22 protein-coding genes and 1 pseudogene are annotated in these 12,569 nt (G+C 76.4%); 4 read left to right on the top strand and 19 right to left on the bottom strand.

Features of this window, described 5'->3' with window-relative positions; translation table 11 throughout:
• The 8 genes and pseudogenes from PYV61_RS11840 to PYV61_RS11805 form a co-directional block, all read right to left on the bottom strand.
• Positions 1–232: pseudogene (locus PYV61_RS11840) on the bottom strand (hypothetical protein); the annotation flags it as partial.
• Position 233: 1 nt separating this feature from the next.
• Entirely contained in the window at positions 234–752 is a 519-nt protein-coding gene (locus PYV61_RS11835; RefSeq protein WP_275831689.1) for a hypothetical protein, read from the bottom strand.
• Positions 753–785: 33 nt separating this feature from the next.
• Positions 786–1,136 carry a DUF2200 domain-containing protein gene (locus PYV61_RS11830; RefSeq protein WP_275831687.1) on the bottom strand — a complete coding sequence of 117 codons (351 nt, stop codon included), beginning with the start codon at positions 1,134–1,136 and terminating at the stop codon, positions 786–788.
• A 42-nt stretch (positions 1,137–1,178) separates the two neighbouring features.
• Positions 1,179–1,484: a GNAT family N-acetyltransferase gene (locus PYV61_RS11825; protein ID WP_275831685.1), complete on the bottom strand. Its 306-nt coding sequence runs from the start codon at positions 1,482–1,484 to the stop codon at positions 1,179–1,181.
• A 105-nt stretch (positions 1,485–1,589) separates the two neighbouring features.
• Complete coding sequence (locus PYV61_RS11820) at positions 1,590–1,964, bottom strand: hypothetical protein (RefSeq protein WP_275831681.1); 375 nt, start codon at positions 1,962–1,964, stop codon at positions 1,590–1,592.
• A gap of 4 nt (positions 1,965–1,968) precedes the next feature.
• Entirely contained in the window at positions 1,969–2,253 is a 285-nt protein-coding gene (locus PYV61_RS11815) for a hypothetical protein (RefSeq protein WP_275831679.1), read from the bottom strand.
• 8 nt (positions 2,254–2,261) lie between these two features.
• Entirely contained in the window at positions 2,262–3,998 is a 1,737-nt protein-coding gene (locus tag PYV61_RS11810; RefSeq protein ID WP_275831677.1) for a M28 family peptidase, read from the bottom strand.
• A 10-nt stretch (positions 3,999–4,008) separates the two neighbouring features.
• Positions 4,009–4,557, bottom strand: coding sequence for a hypothetical protein (locus PYV61_RS11805; protein ID WP_275831675.1), 549 nt, complete (start codon positions 4,555–4,557; stop codon positions 4,009–4,011).
• A gap of 185 nt (positions 4,558–4,742) precedes the next feature.
• Between PYV61_RS11805 and PYV61_RS11800 the strand changes: the two genes are divergently transcribed.
• The gene (locus tag PYV61_RS11800; protein WP_275831673.1) at positions 4,743–5,129 is read left to right on the top strand and encodes a metalloregulator ArsR/SmtB family transcription factor; all 387 of its coding nucleotides are present in this window, start codon (positions 4,743–4,745) and stop codon (positions 5,127–5,129) included.
• Positions 5,077–5,583 (top strand): SRPBCC family protein, encoded by a 507-nt coding sequence (locus PYV61_RS11795; protein ID WP_275831671.1) that lies wholly within the window; start codon positions 5,077–5,079, stop codon positions 5,581–5,583. The genes PYV61_RS11800 and PYV61_RS11795 overlap by 53 nt, the downstream gene beginning before the upstream one ends.
• 27 nt (positions 5,584–5,610) lie before the next feature.
• On the opposite strand, the gene PYV61_RS11790 is transcribed toward PYV61_RS11795, so the two are convergent.
• The 5 genes from PYV61_RS11790 to PYV61_RS11770 all read right to left on the bottom strand — a co-directional run bounded on the left by PYV61_RS11790 (position 5,611) and on the right by PYV61_RS11770 (position 8,280).
• Positions 5,611–5,796, bottom strand: coding sequence for a hypothetical protein (locus tag PYV61_RS11790; RefSeq protein WP_275831668.1), 186 nt, complete (start codon positions 5,794–5,796; stop codon positions 5,611–5,613).
• 110 nt (positions 5,797–5,906) lie between these two features.
• Positions 5,907–6,215, bottom strand: coding sequence for a hypothetical protein (locus PYV61_RS11785; protein WP_275831665.1), 309 nt, complete (start codon positions 6,213–6,215; stop codon positions 5,907–5,909).
• A 40-nt stretch (positions 6,216–6,255) separates the two neighbouring features.
• Positions 6,256–6,693, bottom strand: a complete 438-nt coding sequence (locus PYV61_RS11780; RefSeq protein ID WP_275831663.1) for a VOC family protein — start codon at positions 6,691–6,693, stop codon at positions 6,256–6,258.
• Between the two features lie 22 nt (positions 6,694–6,715).
• The gene (locus PYV61_RS11775) at positions 6,716–7,801 is read right to left on the bottom strand and encodes a DUF3500 domain-containing protein (protein WP_275831661.1); all 1,086 of its coding nucleotides are present in this window, start codon (positions 7,799–7,801) and stop codon (positions 6,716–6,718) included.
• A gap of 146 nt (positions 7,802–7,947) precedes the next feature.
• Positions 7,948–8,280, bottom strand: coding sequence for an antibiotic biosynthesis monooxygenase (locus tag PYV61_RS11770; protein ID WP_275831658.1), 333 nt, complete (start codon positions 8,278–8,280; stop codon positions 7,948–7,950).
• Positions 8,281–8,339: 59 nt separating this feature from the next.
• Here PYV61_RS11770 and PYV61_RS11765 point away from each other — a divergent pair, with 59 nt between their 5' ends.
• Positions 8,340–8,618 (top strand): DUF3253 domain-containing protein, encoded by a 279-nt coding sequence (locus tag PYV61_RS11765; RefSeq protein WP_275831656.1) that lies wholly within the window; start codon positions 8,340–8,342, stop codon positions 8,616–8,618.
• Between the two features lie 29 nt (positions 8,619–8,647).
• On the opposite strand, the gene PYV61_RS11760 is transcribed toward PYV61_RS11765, so the two are convergent.
• From PYV61_RS11760 to PYV61_RS11735, 6 genes are all read right to left on the bottom strand, one after another.
• The gene (locus PYV61_RS11760) at positions 8,648–9,343 is read right to left on the bottom strand and encodes an ABC transporter substrate-binding protein (RefSeq protein ID WP_275831654.1); all 696 of its coding nucleotides are present in this window, start codon (positions 9,341–9,343) and stop codon (positions 8,648–8,650) included.
• Positions 9,344–9,372: 29 nt separating this feature from the next.
• On the bottom strand, positions 9,373–9,768 hold the full coding sequence (locus PYV61_RS11755; protein ID WP_275831653.1) for a hypothetical protein: 396 nt from the start codon (positions 9,766–9,768) through the stop codon (positions 9,373–9,375).
• Between the two features lie 152 nt (positions 9,769–9,920).
• Positions 9,921–10,457, bottom strand: coding sequence for a DUF488 domain-containing protein (locus PYV61_RS11750; RefSeq protein WP_275831651.1), 537 nt, complete (start codon positions 10,455–10,457; stop codon positions 9,921–9,923).
• Positions 10,458–10,508: 51 nt separating this feature from the next.
• Positions 10,509–11,081 carry a hypothetical protein gene (locus PYV61_RS11745; protein WP_275831649.1) on the bottom strand — a complete coding sequence of 191 codons (573 nt, stop codon included), beginning with the start codon at positions 11,079–11,081 and terminating at the stop codon, positions 10,509–10,511.
• Between the two features lie 40 nt (positions 11,082–11,121).
• Entirely contained in the window at positions 11,122–11,637 is a 516-nt protein-coding gene (locus tag PYV61_RS11740) for a DUF4375 domain-containing protein (RefSeq protein ID WP_275831646.1), read from the bottom strand.
• A gap of 34 nt (positions 11,638–11,671) precedes the next feature.
• The gene (locus PYV61_RS11735; RefSeq protein WP_275831644.1) at positions 11,672–11,884 is read right to left on the bottom strand and encodes a DUF4287 domain-containing protein; all 213 of its coding nucleotides are present in this window, start codon (positions 11,882–11,884) and stop codon (positions 11,672–11,674) included.
• 141 nt (positions 11,885–12,025) lie between these two features.
• Between PYV61_RS11735 and PYV61_RS11730 the strand changes: the two genes are divergently transcribed.
• A complete protein-coding gene (locus tag PYV61_RS11730; RefSeq protein ID WP_275831642.1) occupies positions 12,026–12,484 on the top strand; it encodes a YaiI/YqxD family protein in 459 nt (152 codons plus the stop codon).
• Positions 12,485–12,569 lie beyond the last annotated feature (85 nt).

The raw sequence follows: 12,569 nt of genomic DNA, 5'->3' as shown, positions 1-12,569 counted from the left end.
GCCGCGCGACGCCGGCGGGCGGCCGGTGCAGCACCAGCGCGACGAGCGCCGTCCCCGCCGCCGCGTGGGCGCCCCAGACGCCGAGCGCGTACAGCCAGAACGCCGCGAGCAGCACCTCCCAGAACGCCGCCGCCGCCACGCCGGCCGCCGCGCCGGCGCCGACGAGCCGGGCGAGCGCGCGCGTGGTGGGGACGAAGCGCGCGCCGCGGCGCAGCGTCTCGACGATCGGCACGCTAGTCGGCCCCGCGGGCGGCGCAGGCCGCGCCCGGCGACCAGCGGCGTCCGTGCTTCAGCACCAGCAGGCGCGCGCCGTGGCTGGCGTCCGTCGGCGGCCCGAGCGTCCACCCCCAGGTGAGCGCGTACTCGCCGAGCCAGCGCCGGACCTCCGCCGCCGGCAGCGCCACGCGCGCGCCGCACCCCTCGAACAGCACCGCGGCGTCGTCGCCCACGCCGAGCGGCGCGCGCCAGGCGTCGAGGGCCGCCTGCTGGTTGCGGAGCGTGTGCGCCACGTGGCGGCGCTCCGCGTCGTCCACCGCGCCGGGGCGCCACACGGCGAGGTAGCCCGGGTGGTCGAGCGCGCCGACCACCACCGGCTTCTCCAGCGCGTCGAGGCGCGCGGCCGCGCCGTCGAAGGTGAGGACGCCGCCCCCGATCCCGGGGACCAGCACCCACTCGCGCGGCGAGGCGGGCGCCGCGTCGTCGGTCTGCAGGAAGCACGCGATCTGCAGCGTCAGCGCCGCGGCCGAGCTCACCGTCCACCGTCCGGGCAGGGGGTTCGCGCGCGACTACGCGCGCAGGATCTTCTCCATCGGGCGGCCGCGCGCCAGCTCGTCCACCAGCTTGTCGAGGTAGCGGATCTTGCGCATCAGCGGGTCCTCGACCTCCTCGACGCGCACGCCGCAGACGACGCCGGTGATCTTGCCGACGTTCGGGTGCAGCGCCGGCGCCTGGTCGAAGAAGGTCTCGAAGTCGGTGCGCCGCGCGATCGCCTCGGCGAGCGCCTCGGGGGAGTACCCGGTGAGCCAGCCGATCACCGCGTCCACCTCCTCCTTCCGCCGCCCCTTCTTCTCGGCCTTGTGGACGTAGTGCGGGTACACGCTCGCGAAGGCCGTGGTGAAGATCCGGTGCTTCGTCATGCGCTCCTGTGGGTGCGGGCGGTTCCGGCGCGAACTACACGACTAGGCGAGCACGTCGCGGATCGCCGGGTCCTTCGCGAACTGCGCCGACGCGAACGGGCACGTCGCGACGACCTTCACCCGCGCCTCGCGGGCCCACGCCACCGCGGCGTCGAGCAGGCGCCGGCCGATCCCCTGCCCGCCCACCGACCGGTCGACCTCGGTGTGGTCGATGATCACCAGCCCCGCGTTGGCGCGGCTGTAGGTCAGCGTGGCCAGGCGCCGGCCGTCGCGCGCGTAGACGAAGGCGCCGCGGTGGCCGTCCTCCTCGTGCCCGATCCCGCCCTCGTGTGACGTCGGAACGTCCATGCCGTCCTGCCCCCGCGTGAGGTGTCGCGTGCGGCCCGTCGCCGCACCGCCGCCGCACGATGCCTGGTGGGCGCGCCCGTGGCAACGCCGGCCGCCGCCGCGCCCTCACCCCGCGTCGAGCAGGCGCGCCCGCACGCGCCACTCCACGGCCGCCAGCGCGCCGACGAGCGCCCCCTCGCCGACCAGGTGCGCGAGCCCGAAGGCCGACGCCGTGCCGGCGAGCCGCGCCGCCGCCAGCAGGCAGAAGGCCGCCCACGCGGCGTTGGCGGCCACCAGCAGGACGACGAGCGCGTACGGCCGGCGCGCGCGGCGGGCGAGGAGCCCCGAGTACGTCCCGTACGCCAGGTTCGCGACGCCCATCGCCACGAGCATCGGCCGCGGCAGCGCGTACAGCCCGGCGAGCGGCGCCGAGAGGAGCAGCATGCCGAGTCCGGCCAGCAGCCCCGCGCCGCTGTCGAACCACAGGATGCGGCGCGGCACGCCGTCAGGCGGGGGGCGGGCCGCCGCCCGTGCGGTCGGCGAGCAGGCGCTGCGTGAAGCGCTGCGCCTCGGCGAGGCGCTCCATCTCCTCGCCCGTGCGCGTCAGCTCCTCCTCCAGCGCGGCGACGCGGTCGCGGAGCGCCTGCACCTCGCCCTGGGCCGTGCCCCGGCGCTCGAACGCGCGCACGAAGCGCACGCCGAGGTAGATCGCGCTCCCGCCGAGCAGCAGCGGCACGAGCCAGAAGAGCAGCTGGAGGAGCAGGAATCCGCCCGGCACGTCGGCGAACACCGGCGGCGCTACGGGAGGCGCGCGGCGGCCGCGCCGCGCGCCTCGACGCGGCGCACCGCGGCCTCGATCGTCGCCGTAGTGGCGGCCGAGCTGCCGCCCACCTCGACGTCGGCGGCGGCGCGCAGCGCGTCGGCGTAGTAGCGCGTCCACGTCCGCAGCAGGCGCAGCTCCTCCGCGCAGTCGCCGCGCGCCGCCACCGCGGCGCGGCTCAGCGCCTCCTCGGTCGCGAGGCGCGCCACCGCGGCGCGCTCCAGCTCCGCGACCACCTGGCGCGCCGCCGCGCCGTCGGCGGTGGCGAGGCCGAGGGCGGCGGCGAGCGCCGTGGCGCCCACGTTCGCGAGCGTGCGCGGCGACACCTTGTCGAGGCGGTCGCCGTCCGTGTGGTAGAACACGTCCGTGAAGTGCCAGAGCAGCAGGCCCGGCTTCCCCGCGTTCAGGAACGGCGTGTGGTCGCTCCCCCCCTCGAACGGGTTGGTGCGCACCACCCAGCCGGTGCGCGCGGCCTGCGCCCGCGCGCGCGCCAGCACGTAGTCGTTGAAGTAGTGCGGCCGGACGTCCTCGACCTTCAGCGGGCGGCCGCCCCACTCGGTGTGCCGGTCGTCGCCGCGCGTCCACACCGCCGACGGGTCGGGCATCTTCTCGATCAGGAAGGTGCCGCCCGTCTTCTCGGTGTCCTCGCCCACCATGTCGAGGCTCATCCCCCACCGGATGCCGAGCGCGCGCGCCGAGTCGCCGGCGATGTAGTCGCGCGTGCTCTTGATCTCGTCGCCCCACAGGAAGGTGACGGAGCGCCGCGGCGACACGCGCCCCGCGCGCACCAGCGCGGCGAGCGCGCGCGCCATCTCCGCCTGCGCCCCGACCCCCGACGCGTTGTCGTTGGCGCCCGGCTCCTGCACGTGCGCGCTGAACACGAACCGCTCGTCGGGGCGGGCGTCGCCGCGCACGTCGGCCACCAGCGTCAGCTCGTCGGCGCGGAAGGACCGCGCGTCGGTCCGCACGCGGACGCGCACCGGCCCCCGCGCCGCCGCCTCGCGCAGCGCGCCGCGCGCGGCGTGGCTGAGCAGCAGCCCCCACGCGCGCCGCGCGGTGTCCTGCGGCACGCTGCCGAACTGGATCGACGTGACGTGCACCTCGGGCTTCAGGTACGCGGGGAGCGAGTAGGCGAGCACGCCGACCGCCCCGCGCTTCTGCACCGCCTCGGCGAACAGCCGCCCGACCGGCGCGTCGGCCAGGACGACCTTCCCCGCGACGTCCTTCCCCGCGAAGTCCTCGGCGCGCGCGGCGCCGACGTCCACGACCTCGGCCTCCACGCCGCCGGCGGGCGTGGGGTAGGAGTTGATCGCCAGCATGTTGCGGTTCGTGGCCCACCGCAGCAGCGGGGCGTCGCGCCCGACCACGGACAGCTCCGCGTCCACCGGCTCCCACGTGTCGCGCGCCATCGGGCGCCGCTCGACGCGGTAGGTCAGCCGCGCGCCGGCGGGCGCGGAGTCCTGGCGCACGTACCCCGCCGCGCGGAGCCGCTGCTCGACGTGCCGGATGCTCTCGTCGAAGCCGGTGTTCCCCGGCAGCCGCCACCGCGGCGCCACGTACGCCACCGTCTCGAACGCGCGCTCGCCCGACAGCTCGGCGCGCACCAGCGCGTGCAGCGCGTCGATCGGCGCCGCAGCTGGTTGGGCGCCGAGCGGGGAGGCGAGGAGCGCGGCGGCGAAGGCCAGGCGGGCCGCGGGACGGAGGGTGGTGGGCATGGGCGGGAAGCTACAGGGTGCCGGGCGGCGGCGCCCCGCCCTCCGCGCAGCGACGCGCGACGGCCGCCGCGAACCGCTCCCGCGCCCCGGCCTCCGCGTGCTCCTCCAGCTCCACCCGGCTTCCGGGCGCGATGCGGTGCAGCTCGCACAGCAGGGCGAGCAGCGCGGCGATCTCGGTCGCCCCCCACTGCGCGCCCATCCGGTAGTCGAGCGCGATCTCGTCGGCGGCGACGAAGACGCCGAGGTCCGGCAGCACGACGGCGCCCACGCGCGGCGCGCGCAGCACGACGTGGAAGCCGTCGACGTGGCCGGCGACGACGAGCGACGCCGCGTTCGGCACGGCGTCCACCGGCACCTCGTGCTCGGCGCGCCGGTCGACGAGGGACGCGCCGTCGTTGAGGCGGGCCGCGAGCGCGCGGAGGCGCGCGTAGACGCGCGGCGTCTGCTCCGCCGTGAGTCCCGTGAGGCGGATCTCGGGGAGCGAGCCGTCGTCGGGGTCGAAGAGGAAGCCGACCTGCGAGCGCCACGCGTCGCGCGCGTCGCGCGATGGGCGGACCATGGGCGGTGGCGCTGGTGGTGGCGTCCGCGGGCGGCCCCCGGCGGCCCGGGGGCGGGGTCGCCGAGACATACCACCGCCCGCGGCCCCGCCGCAACCGCACAACACTTAGGCATTGACCTAAGTAATTTCCGGTGGTACACTCTCGTGCGCAGGCCGGGTCACCTCGCCCACCGATCGGTGCCGCCATGGCTCAATCCGCAGTCGCCGACGACGTGTTCGGCGCCCTCTCCAACGCCACGCGGCGGAAGGTCCTGGAGCAGCTGTCGGCCGGCCCCGCCACCGTCAGCGAGCTGGCCGCGCCGTTCGACATGGCGCTCCCCTCGTTCGTGCAGCACCTGTCCGTGCTCGAGCGGAGCCGGCTGGTGCGGTCGAGGAAGCGGGGGCGCGTGCGGACCTACGAGCTGGCGCCCGAGCGGCTGCGGGCCGCCGAGCACTGGCTGGCCGAGCGGCGGCGGCAGTGGGAGGCGCGGTTCGACCGGTTCGACGCGTACGTCCACCACCTCAAGGAGCGGGAATCCCATGGCGACGCAGGCGACGACGACCCGACACTTCGCGATCGACCCGACGCGTGACCTCGTCCTCGAGCGGTTCGTGGACGCGCCCGTGCGCCTCGTCTGGGAGGCGCTGACGACGCCGGAGCACGTGAAGCAGTGGTACATGCCGCGGCCGTGGGGCGCGGTCGCGCACTGCGAGCTGGACCTGCGCCCGGGCGGCATCTTCCGGATCGACATCACGGTGGGCGACGGGCCGGCGATCCCCAACGTCGGCTGCGTCCTCGAGGTCGTGCCGCGCGAGCGGTTCGTCTACACCTCGATGCTGTTCCCCGGCTACCGCCCCGCGGTGTTCGACGACGTCCCGATCACGGCGGTCATCACGATGGAGCCGGTCGGGTCGGGGACGCGCTACGTCTTCACCGCGCTGCACCGCGACGAGGCCGACTGCGAGAAGGGCCGCGCCTCCGGGTGGCTGGAGGGGACGGGGATCGCGCTCGACCAGCTCGTCGCGCACGTGCACGCGATGCGGTAGCTGGCGCCGGTCGTCGAGGCGTCGGCGCTACTCCTCGCCCGCGCTGGAGCTGCCGCCGACGTCGGGCTTCTTGCGCGCGCCCTTCTTCGGCGGGCCGGCGGCCGGCCGGCTCGCGCCGCCCTTCTTCGGCGGCTTGCCGCGCGGGCCGGGCTCCTTGCGCGCGGGCGCGCCGCCGGCGGCCCTGCGCGGACGTCCCCCCTTCCCTCCCTTCATCGCACGCCTCCCGGGTGTCGCCCGGACGTCGGGCCGTTCTCACTGATGCACATGGCGCAGGTGCGCGGCGGTGGGGCGACGCGCACGATTCTGCGACGACGACGGCCCGATCACAACCCGCCGCCCACCGCGACGAAGTGCCGGACGCGGGGCTCGCGCTCCAGCAGGTAGTCGTCGTCCTCGGGATAGTAGCGCGCGAGCTCGTAGTCCGCGCCGGCGAACGCGACGATCGCGGCGACGGAGTCCCAGAACGACAGCGTGGTGAAGTGCGCCTCGTCGCCCTCGTCGCGCCGCAGCAGCCACGCGCCGCGGTTCCCGGGCGTGGCGCGGTAGCCGGCCAGCCCCGTGGCCTCGACGTACGCGGCGTAGGCGTCGGCCTTCGCGAGCGGCACCCGGCCGTGCCACATGCGGGCGATCATCGACGGCGGGTGCGCGGCGCGCCGCGCGGGCCGGGCGTCCTCACCCGAGCTCCTCGGCGAGCCCGACGAGCAGCCCTTCGGGGCCGCGGACGTAGCAGAGGCGGTACGACTGCTCGTACTGCACCACCTCGCCGACGAGCCGCGCGCCGTGCGGGCGGAGCCGGGCGAGCGTCGCGTCGAGGTCGTCGACGGTGAACATGGCGCGCAGGTATCCGAGCGCGTTCACCGGGGCCTCGCGGTGGTCGGCGACGACGCGCGGGTGCAGGAAGCGCGAGAGCTCGAGCCGGGAGTGCCCGTCCGGGGTGACCAGCATCGCGATCTCGACGCGCTGGTCGCCGAGCCCCGTGACGCGGCCGGCCCACGCGCCCTCGACCATGGCCCGCCCCTCGAGCCGCAGGCCGAGCTCCGAGAAGAAGGCGATCGCGTCGTCGAGCGACTCGACCACGATGCCCACGTTGTCCATCCGCTTCAGCGTCATGTCGTGCGTTCCGGCGTCGGTCTCAGGGGCGGTGCGGCTGCTGGGCGTAGTGCTTCCGCAGCAGGTCGCCGCCGAAGTCGTTCTCCAGGTCGCGCCAGACGGTGTGGATGTGGTTCGCGCCGTTCTGCGAGTTGTCGTACTCGACCAGCACGGTCGGCCCGTGGATGCGGTAGTAGTGCGGGGACCCGGGCCGGTGGGCGCCGGCCCACGCGAAGTGCAGGCGCGCGAACCCGGCCTCGTCGATGCGGCGCAGCTGCCGGCGGGCCGACGAGTCGGCCATCCGCCCGGCGTACACGTCGAGCAGGCGGCGCAGCTGCCCCTGCTGCCCGGCGGTCATCTCGGCGGCGGGGAGCCCGGCGAACGCCATCGGGTCCACCTTCGGGACGCTCTTCGTGACGATGTCGCCGTACGTCTCCGCGGCGATGGTGGCGCGGGCGCGCTGGCCCGCGTCGAGCATGCCGAGCAGCGCGAACGCCTGGTCCTCCTCGGCGGCGAGCAGCCGGTGCCCCGCCTTCGGGCCGCTCGGCACGCGCGCCGGGTTCGCGCCCATGAAGACCGGCGCGACGAGCTGCCCGTGCGGGCCGAGCTCCGTGACGTTCACCGAGAGGTGGTGCCCCTCGAAGCGCCAGCCCCACGGGTGCGCGCCGCCGGTCCCGGTGAAGACCGACGTGAAGTAGAGCCCCGGGTCGCGCCGGAGCACCACGCGGCTCACCAGCCCTTCGAGCTCGCCGAGGATCCCTTCGAGCTCGATGATGCCGCGCGCCTGCCGCGTGCCGCGCTCGCTCAACCCGCTGCCGAGCAGCGCGAACGCCGCCGCGCGCTGCTCGGCGTTCATGGCCTTCAGCGGCACGCCGCTGCGCGCCTGGGGCACGTACGCCCACTGCGTGCGCCCGGGATCGGCGAACGGGAACGTGGCGTCGGCGCGCTGCCCGGCGCTCAGCGTCGCGAGGAACGCCCGCGCGCTCGGGGACAGCGCGGCGGTGTCGGCGCCGGACGCCGCGCCGGCGCGCGGGGGCGCCTGGGCCCCGCAGCCGAGCGCGGCGACGGTGAGGGCCGCGGCGAGCAGGCCGGTCGATCCGGGGCGGACGTACGCGACGGGAGGCGCCATGGCGGTCAGCGGAGACTGGAGTCGCTGGTACGATCGCGTCCGCGCGCGGCGGGTGGGAACCGCGCCGCACGCAGGTCGAACGAACGCTTAACGTACGTCCCGGCGCCTCAAGGGGCGACGGACCTCGCCGGGCGCGGGGACCGCCGTCAGCCGTCGGCGCCCGGCGCCGGCCGGGCCGGCTTGCTCCAGACCGGCGTCAGCGCCGTCACCTGCGGCGGCCCCGCGAGCAGCGGCTCGACGTCGCGCAGGTACGCCGCGTAGGCGTCGGTCGCGAGGAAGTCGCGCGCGGCCGCGGCGTCGACGTACTGCTGGAACGCGCAGATCACGTCCGCGTCCGCGTCGTCGAAGCAGTAGAAGTACGCCTCGTGTCCCGGGTTGGCATCGATGGCCGGGCGCATGTGGCGCTCCCAGGCCGCGCGCACGTCGTCGCGGCGGCCGGGAAGCGTCGTGTGCCGGATGATCAGCGCGGTCTTCGTCATGTGGCGATGTCGGCGGGTGGCGTGCGGCCGGGGTACGTTCTGCGGACGGAGGTGGCGGCGTGGCTGACGAGGAACGCATCGCGGAGACCATCCGCACGCTGCTCGGGCGGCGCGCGGCGGGCGCGACGATCTGTCCGTCGGAGGTCGCGCGGGCGCTCGCGCCGGCGGACTGGCGTCCGCTGATGCCGCGCGTGCGGGCGGTCGCCGCGACGCTGGCGGCGGCCGGCGAGGTGGAGCTGCGCCAGCGGGGCGAGCGGCTGGAGACGCTCGACGGGATCCGTGGGCCGATCCGCATCGCGCTCGCCGCTCCCGGGGGGCACGACGGCGGCGCCGGCTGACGCGCGCACGCGCACGGCGCGCGGCGGGATCAGCGGTCGAGCCCCCACCGCACGCGCAGCGCGTGCAGCGTGCCGTCGGACTCGAGCGCCTCGAGGGCCGCGTCCAGCGAGCCGCGGAGCGCGTCGTCGCCCTGGCGCACCATGATCGCGTAGGCCGCCTCCGTGTCGGGGAGCGCGCCGGCCACCGCGAGGCCGGGGGCCGCGCCGGCGAAGTGCGCGGCGATCGGCGAGTCGTCCACCACCGCGTCCAGCGCGCCCGCGGCCAGCGCCGCGTACAGCGCGTCGTTCGACTCCGACACCGCGGCCGGCTGCGGCGCGCCGTGCGCGCGCGCGTACGCCTCCGCGGTCGTCCCCGCCCGCACGCCCACCCGCCGGCCCGCGAGGGCGGTCCCCGCGGGATCGCCCGCGCGGGTGACGACGGCGAGCGTGAGGTGCAGGTGCGGGCGGCAGAAGTCGACCTCGCGGGCGCGCTCCGGGGTGACGGTGGCCGCGCTGCACACCGCGTCGACCCGCCCGGCCGCGAGGTCGGCGACGATCGCGCTCCAGTACGCGCGCCGGAAGCGGAGCGCCGCGCCGATCCGGGCGGCGAGCGCGGCGAGCAGGTCGACCTCGTAGCCGCGGAAGTCGCCGCCCTCCGGGGTGCCCTGCTGCATGGGGACGGGGGGCGCGTCGTCGATCCCGACGAGGAGCGCGCGCCGCGGGTCCCGTACGTCGTTCGCTGTCATGGTCTCGGAGGGCGGATGCGGGTCGCCGGTCACGGGCGGTCGCCGGGCGCGCCGAAGACGAGCAGCCCCGGCTCGCCCGGCGTCACGACGAGGCGGCCGACGAGCGATTGCCCGCGCACGGAGTCGCGCGGCACCAGCGCGATCACCGGCGCGGCGTTCCCGCCGGCGCTCGGCAGCAGACGCGCGGCCAGCGCGCCCACGCGCGCCGAGTCGATGACGGGGCCGGCGGCCGGGGCGAGGTAGAGCGGCAGGCGCCCGCGCCCGCGCGAGCGCGTGACGCGCTCGATGGCGGCGAGGCGCCGGCCGCCCCGCGTGACCGCGGCGTCGGGCCCGAGGCGTCCGCCGCCCGGGCCGCCGGCGCCACCGCGCGCGAGGTACCGGTACGACGTGACGAGGATGGCGGTCACCCCGATGAGCGCGAGCACGGCGACGATGCGGCCCGCGGTGGTGCGCCGACGTGGTGACGTCCGTGGCTCGCCCAGCGGCACGCTCCGAGAGAGAGAGGGATGACCGCGCACGCGGTCGCGTCGCCATGATGCTCCCGCGGCATGATCGGCTGCAACGGGGCGACGACGTCTCAGCCTGGGACGTCGGGGTCCGGCTCGTAGGTGAGCCGGCCGTTCACCAGTCGCGCGGGCGGGGCGAGCCGGTGGCGCTCGACGACGAGCGCGTCCCGGATGTGCAGCACCGGCACTCCGAGCGCGGTCAGCACGTCCGCGACGATGCGCCGGTGGCAGCGCCACCACAGGACCTCCGCGCACATGATCACGGTGCGACAGCCGTGCGCCAGCGTGAGCAGCTCGAACAGGCCGTCGGCGAACGCGTCGGTGGCCGCGTGATCGGCGTACGCGCGGAACGCGGGGTGCCGCCAGCCGAGGTTCGGCGACGCCGGGTCCGGGTGCCGGCGGCCGCCGAGCGCCGGCAGCCAGCGGTAGTCCACCGACCGGGCGGCGAGCGCCTCGGCGAGCGCGTGCTCGCCGTAGTGCGGAAGCCGCCGCGACCCCGGGAAGCGCCGCACGTCGGCGACGAGCGCGATCTCGTGCGCGGCGAGCACCTCGAGGAACTCGGCGAGCGGCCGGGTCGAATGCCCGACGGTCCAGACGGTCGTCCCCATGCGCGCAACGTAGCGGCGCCCGCGCGGCGCGGCCGTGCCGAGCGCCGCGTGCTACGGGGACGATCCGTCGCGGCGCCGGGCGACGCGCAGCCACCGCAGCGGGAGCGGCAGTCCGAGCAGGACGATGCACCAGTACGGCAGCGCCACCAGCCACGCGCGCGCGCTCACGGGTCCGTGCGCCCCGTCGACCAGCCGCGCGTCGGCGTGCAGGGCGAACCCCAGTCCACTCGACGGAGGCCCGTCGATGGGCATGCGACCGAACACCACGGCCTGCGCGCGCGTGCGGCCCGACGGCTCGACGATCAGCGACGGCGGCGACGCGACCACCCGACGCATGGCGCCCTCGTAGTCGACGACCTGCGCGAGCAGCATCAGCCGCCCCGACCGGCTCGACGCCCACCACGCGTCCCAGAACCCGGGGCGGGTGGCGTCCGACGCGTGCGCCGCGGTCGTGAAGCGCGCCGTGCGGCGTCCGCGGTCCACCCGCGTCAGGTCCGCCGAGTGCGCGGTCCCGATCAGACGCCAGCCGAGCGGCCGCGCGTGGCTCGTCGCCCAGGCGGCGGCGCCCACGAGCGACAGCAGCAGCGACGACGCGGCCGCGAGGCTCGCCAGCCGCCGTGTCATGCGTGCGCCGGGCACTCCGCCACGTTCGACGGCACCCGCGCTACCGGAAGAACTCCGTCGGGTGCGCCCGCACGTAGGCCGCGACGGGCGGATGGAGGCCGGTCTCCTCCAGCGCGTAGAAGCGCTCCTCCAGCGGCGCGTGTCGCGCCCGGTACGCGTCGAACGCGTCCGCGTCCTCGGCCTCGTCGAAGCCGGGGGCGTCGCGGTCCGGGTCCGGCGGCCGCGAGGCGAAGACGACGCGAGCCGCCGCGAGCAGGCGCGCCGCCTCCGGCACCCCGACGCGCGCGAACCCGGCCTGCGCCTCGTCGGCGAGCAGGCCGCTCGGGTTCGTGAGGAACTGGTCGAAGCCGCCGTTGAGCGTCTCCGAGACGCACCAGTGGATGGCGAGCAGCGCGCGCTGCCCCGGCGTGAGCCGCGCCAGCCCCGCCGCGAGCACGTCCGGGCCGTCGTGGATGCGCACGGCGTCCCAGGCGGGCGCGATCACCCGCCACGCGCTCGTCGCGTCGTCGCCGTCCTCGGCCAGCACGCCGGCCGGCACGCGCAGGTCCGCGTCCATGTCGATCCGCGAGAGGAGCCGCTGCGCCGGCGCGCTACTTCTCCCCGGCCACCACGTACGCGACGAGCGCGTTGGCGTGCCCGTGTCCCAGGCCGTGCTCCGTCTTCAGGCGGCTCACCATCTCCATGTGCTTCATCCCGCGGAGGCCGCGCGTGATCTCCAGCCAGTGGTCCACGGGCCGCCCGTACTTCTTCTCGATGGCGGCGAAGTAGGACGCGGGCCCCTTGGGCTTGTCGTCGGGCGGCATCGTCGAGTCGTGTCGTCGCTTCGTCAGGCCGCGGGAGCGGCGTGCGGGCCGCATGGCGGGCCACGTTGCCGCCCAAGCTGGCGCCCCCCGCTAGCTTCCGCCAGGCGGGCGTGGGCGTCCGCCGACCCCGATCACCGCCCCATGACGCTCTGGCTCGACGCCGACGCCGCCCCGCGCGACGTGAAGGACATCTGCCTGCGGGCCGCCGAGCGCCTGCGCCTCCCGACGGTCCTCGTCGCGAACCAGCGCGTGCTGGTGCCGCCCGGGTACGCGTTCGTGTCGGCGGTGCGCGTCGAGGGCGGACCCGACGTGGCGGACCGGTACATCGTGGACCACGCCGCGCCCGGCGACGTCGCGGTCACCGCCGACATCCCGCTGGCCGCGCTACTCGTCCCCAAGCAGGTCGCGGTGATCGACCCGCGCGGCGAGGAGTACACGGCCGAGAGCATCGGCGAGCGCCTGTCGGTGCGCAACTTCATGGACGGGCTGCGGGGCGCCGGCGTGGAGACGGGCGGGCACGGCGCGTACGGGCCGCGCGAGAAGCAGGCGTTCGCGAACGCGCTGGACCGGGTGCTCGCGCGGGCGCTCCGGCGGCGGTGACGGCGGCCGCGACTCGGTGCCCGGGCCCAACGACTAGAGCAGATCACGGCGCGCTGTAGCGAGGTGAAGGGCTCGGGGCGGCATC

The organism is Roseisolibacter sp. H3M3-2 (assembly GCF_029211165.1).
Taxonomy (GTDB): Bacteria; Gemmatimonadota; Gemmatimonadetes; order Gemmatimonadales; family Gemmatimonadaceae; genus Roseisolibacter.
The sequence above is the reverse complement of the archived record's forward strand: the minus strand, read 5'-3'. Positions and strand labels throughout refer to the sequence as shown.

What these genes read in the sequence shown, in the direction of transcription:
- PYV61_RS11830 (WP_275831687.1), bottom strand. Translation starts at nt 1,136, where the DNA reads ATGACGAAGCACCGGATCTTCACCACGGCCTTCGCGAGCGTGTACCCG.
- PYV61_RS11825 (WP_275831685.1), bottom strand. Translation starts at nt 1,484, where the DNA reads ATGGACGTTCCGACGTCACACGAGGGCGGGATCGGGCACGAGGAGGAC.
- PYV61_RS11810 (WP_275831677.1), bottom strand. Translation starts at nt 3,998, where the DNA reads ATGCCCACCACCCTCCGTCCCGCGGCCCGCCTGGCCTTCGCCGCCGCG.
- PYV61_RS11805 (WP_275831675.1), bottom strand. Translation starts at nt 4,557, where the DNA reads ATGGTCCGCCCATCGCGCGACGCGCGCGACGCGTGGCGCTCGCAGGTC.
- PYV61_RS11800 (WP_275831673.1), top strand. Translation starts at nt 4,743, where the DNA reads ATGGCTCAATCCGCAGTCGCCGACGACGTGTTCGGCGCCCTCTCCAAC.
- PYV61_RS11795 (WP_275831671.1), top strand. Translation starts at nt 5,077, where the DNA reads ATGGCGACGCAGGCGACGACGACCCGACACTTCGCGATCGACCCGACG.
- PYV61_RS11790 (WP_275831668.1), bottom strand. Translation starts at nt 5,796, where the DNA reads ATGAAGGGAGGGAAGGGGGGACGTCCGCGCAGGGCCGCCGGCGGCGCG.
- PYV61_RS11785 (WP_275831665.1), bottom strand. Translation starts at nt 6,215, where the DNA reads ATGATCGCCCGCATGTGGCACGGCCGGGTGCCGCTCGCGAAGGCCGAC.
- PYV61_RS11780 (WP_275831663.1), bottom strand. Translation starts at nt 6,693, where the DNA reads ATGACGCTGAAGCGGATGGACAACGTGGGCATCGTGGTCGAGTCGCTC.
- PYV61_RS11775 (WP_275831661.1), bottom strand. Translation starts at nt 7,801, where the DNA reads ATGGCGCCTCCCGTCGCGTACGTCCGCCCCGGATCGACCGGCCTGCTC.
- PYV61_RS11770 (WP_275831658.1), bottom strand. Translation starts at nt 8,280, where the DNA reads ATGACGAAGACCGCGCTGATCATCCGGCACACGACGCTTCCCGGCCGC.
- PYV61_RS11760 (WP_275831654.1), bottom strand. Translation starts at nt 9,343, where the DNA reads ATGACAGCGAACGACGTACGGGACCCGCGGCGCGCGCTCCTCGTCGGG.
- PYV61_RS11750 (WP_275831651.1), bottom strand. Translation starts at nt 10,457, where the DNA reads ATGGGGACGACCGTCTGGACCGTCGGGCATTCGACCCGGCCGCTCGCC.
- PYV61_RS11745 (WP_275831649.1), bottom strand. Translation starts at nt 11,081, where the DNA reads ATGACACGGCGGCTGGCGAGCCTCGCGGCCGCGTCGTCGCTGCTGCTG.
- PYV61_RS11740 (WP_275831646.1), bottom strand. Translation starts at nt 11,637, where the DNA reads ATGGACGCGGACCTGCGCGTGCCGGCCGGCGTGCTGGCCGAGGACGGC.
- PYV61_RS11735 (WP_275831644.1), bottom strand. Translation starts at nt 11,884, where the DNA reads ATGCCGCCCGACGACAAGCCCAAGGGGCCCGCGTCCTACTTCGCCGCC.
- PYV61_RS11730 (WP_275831642.1), top strand. Translation starts at nt 12,026, where the DNA reads ATGACGCTCTGGCTCGACGCCGACGCCGCCCCGCGCGACGTGAAGGAC.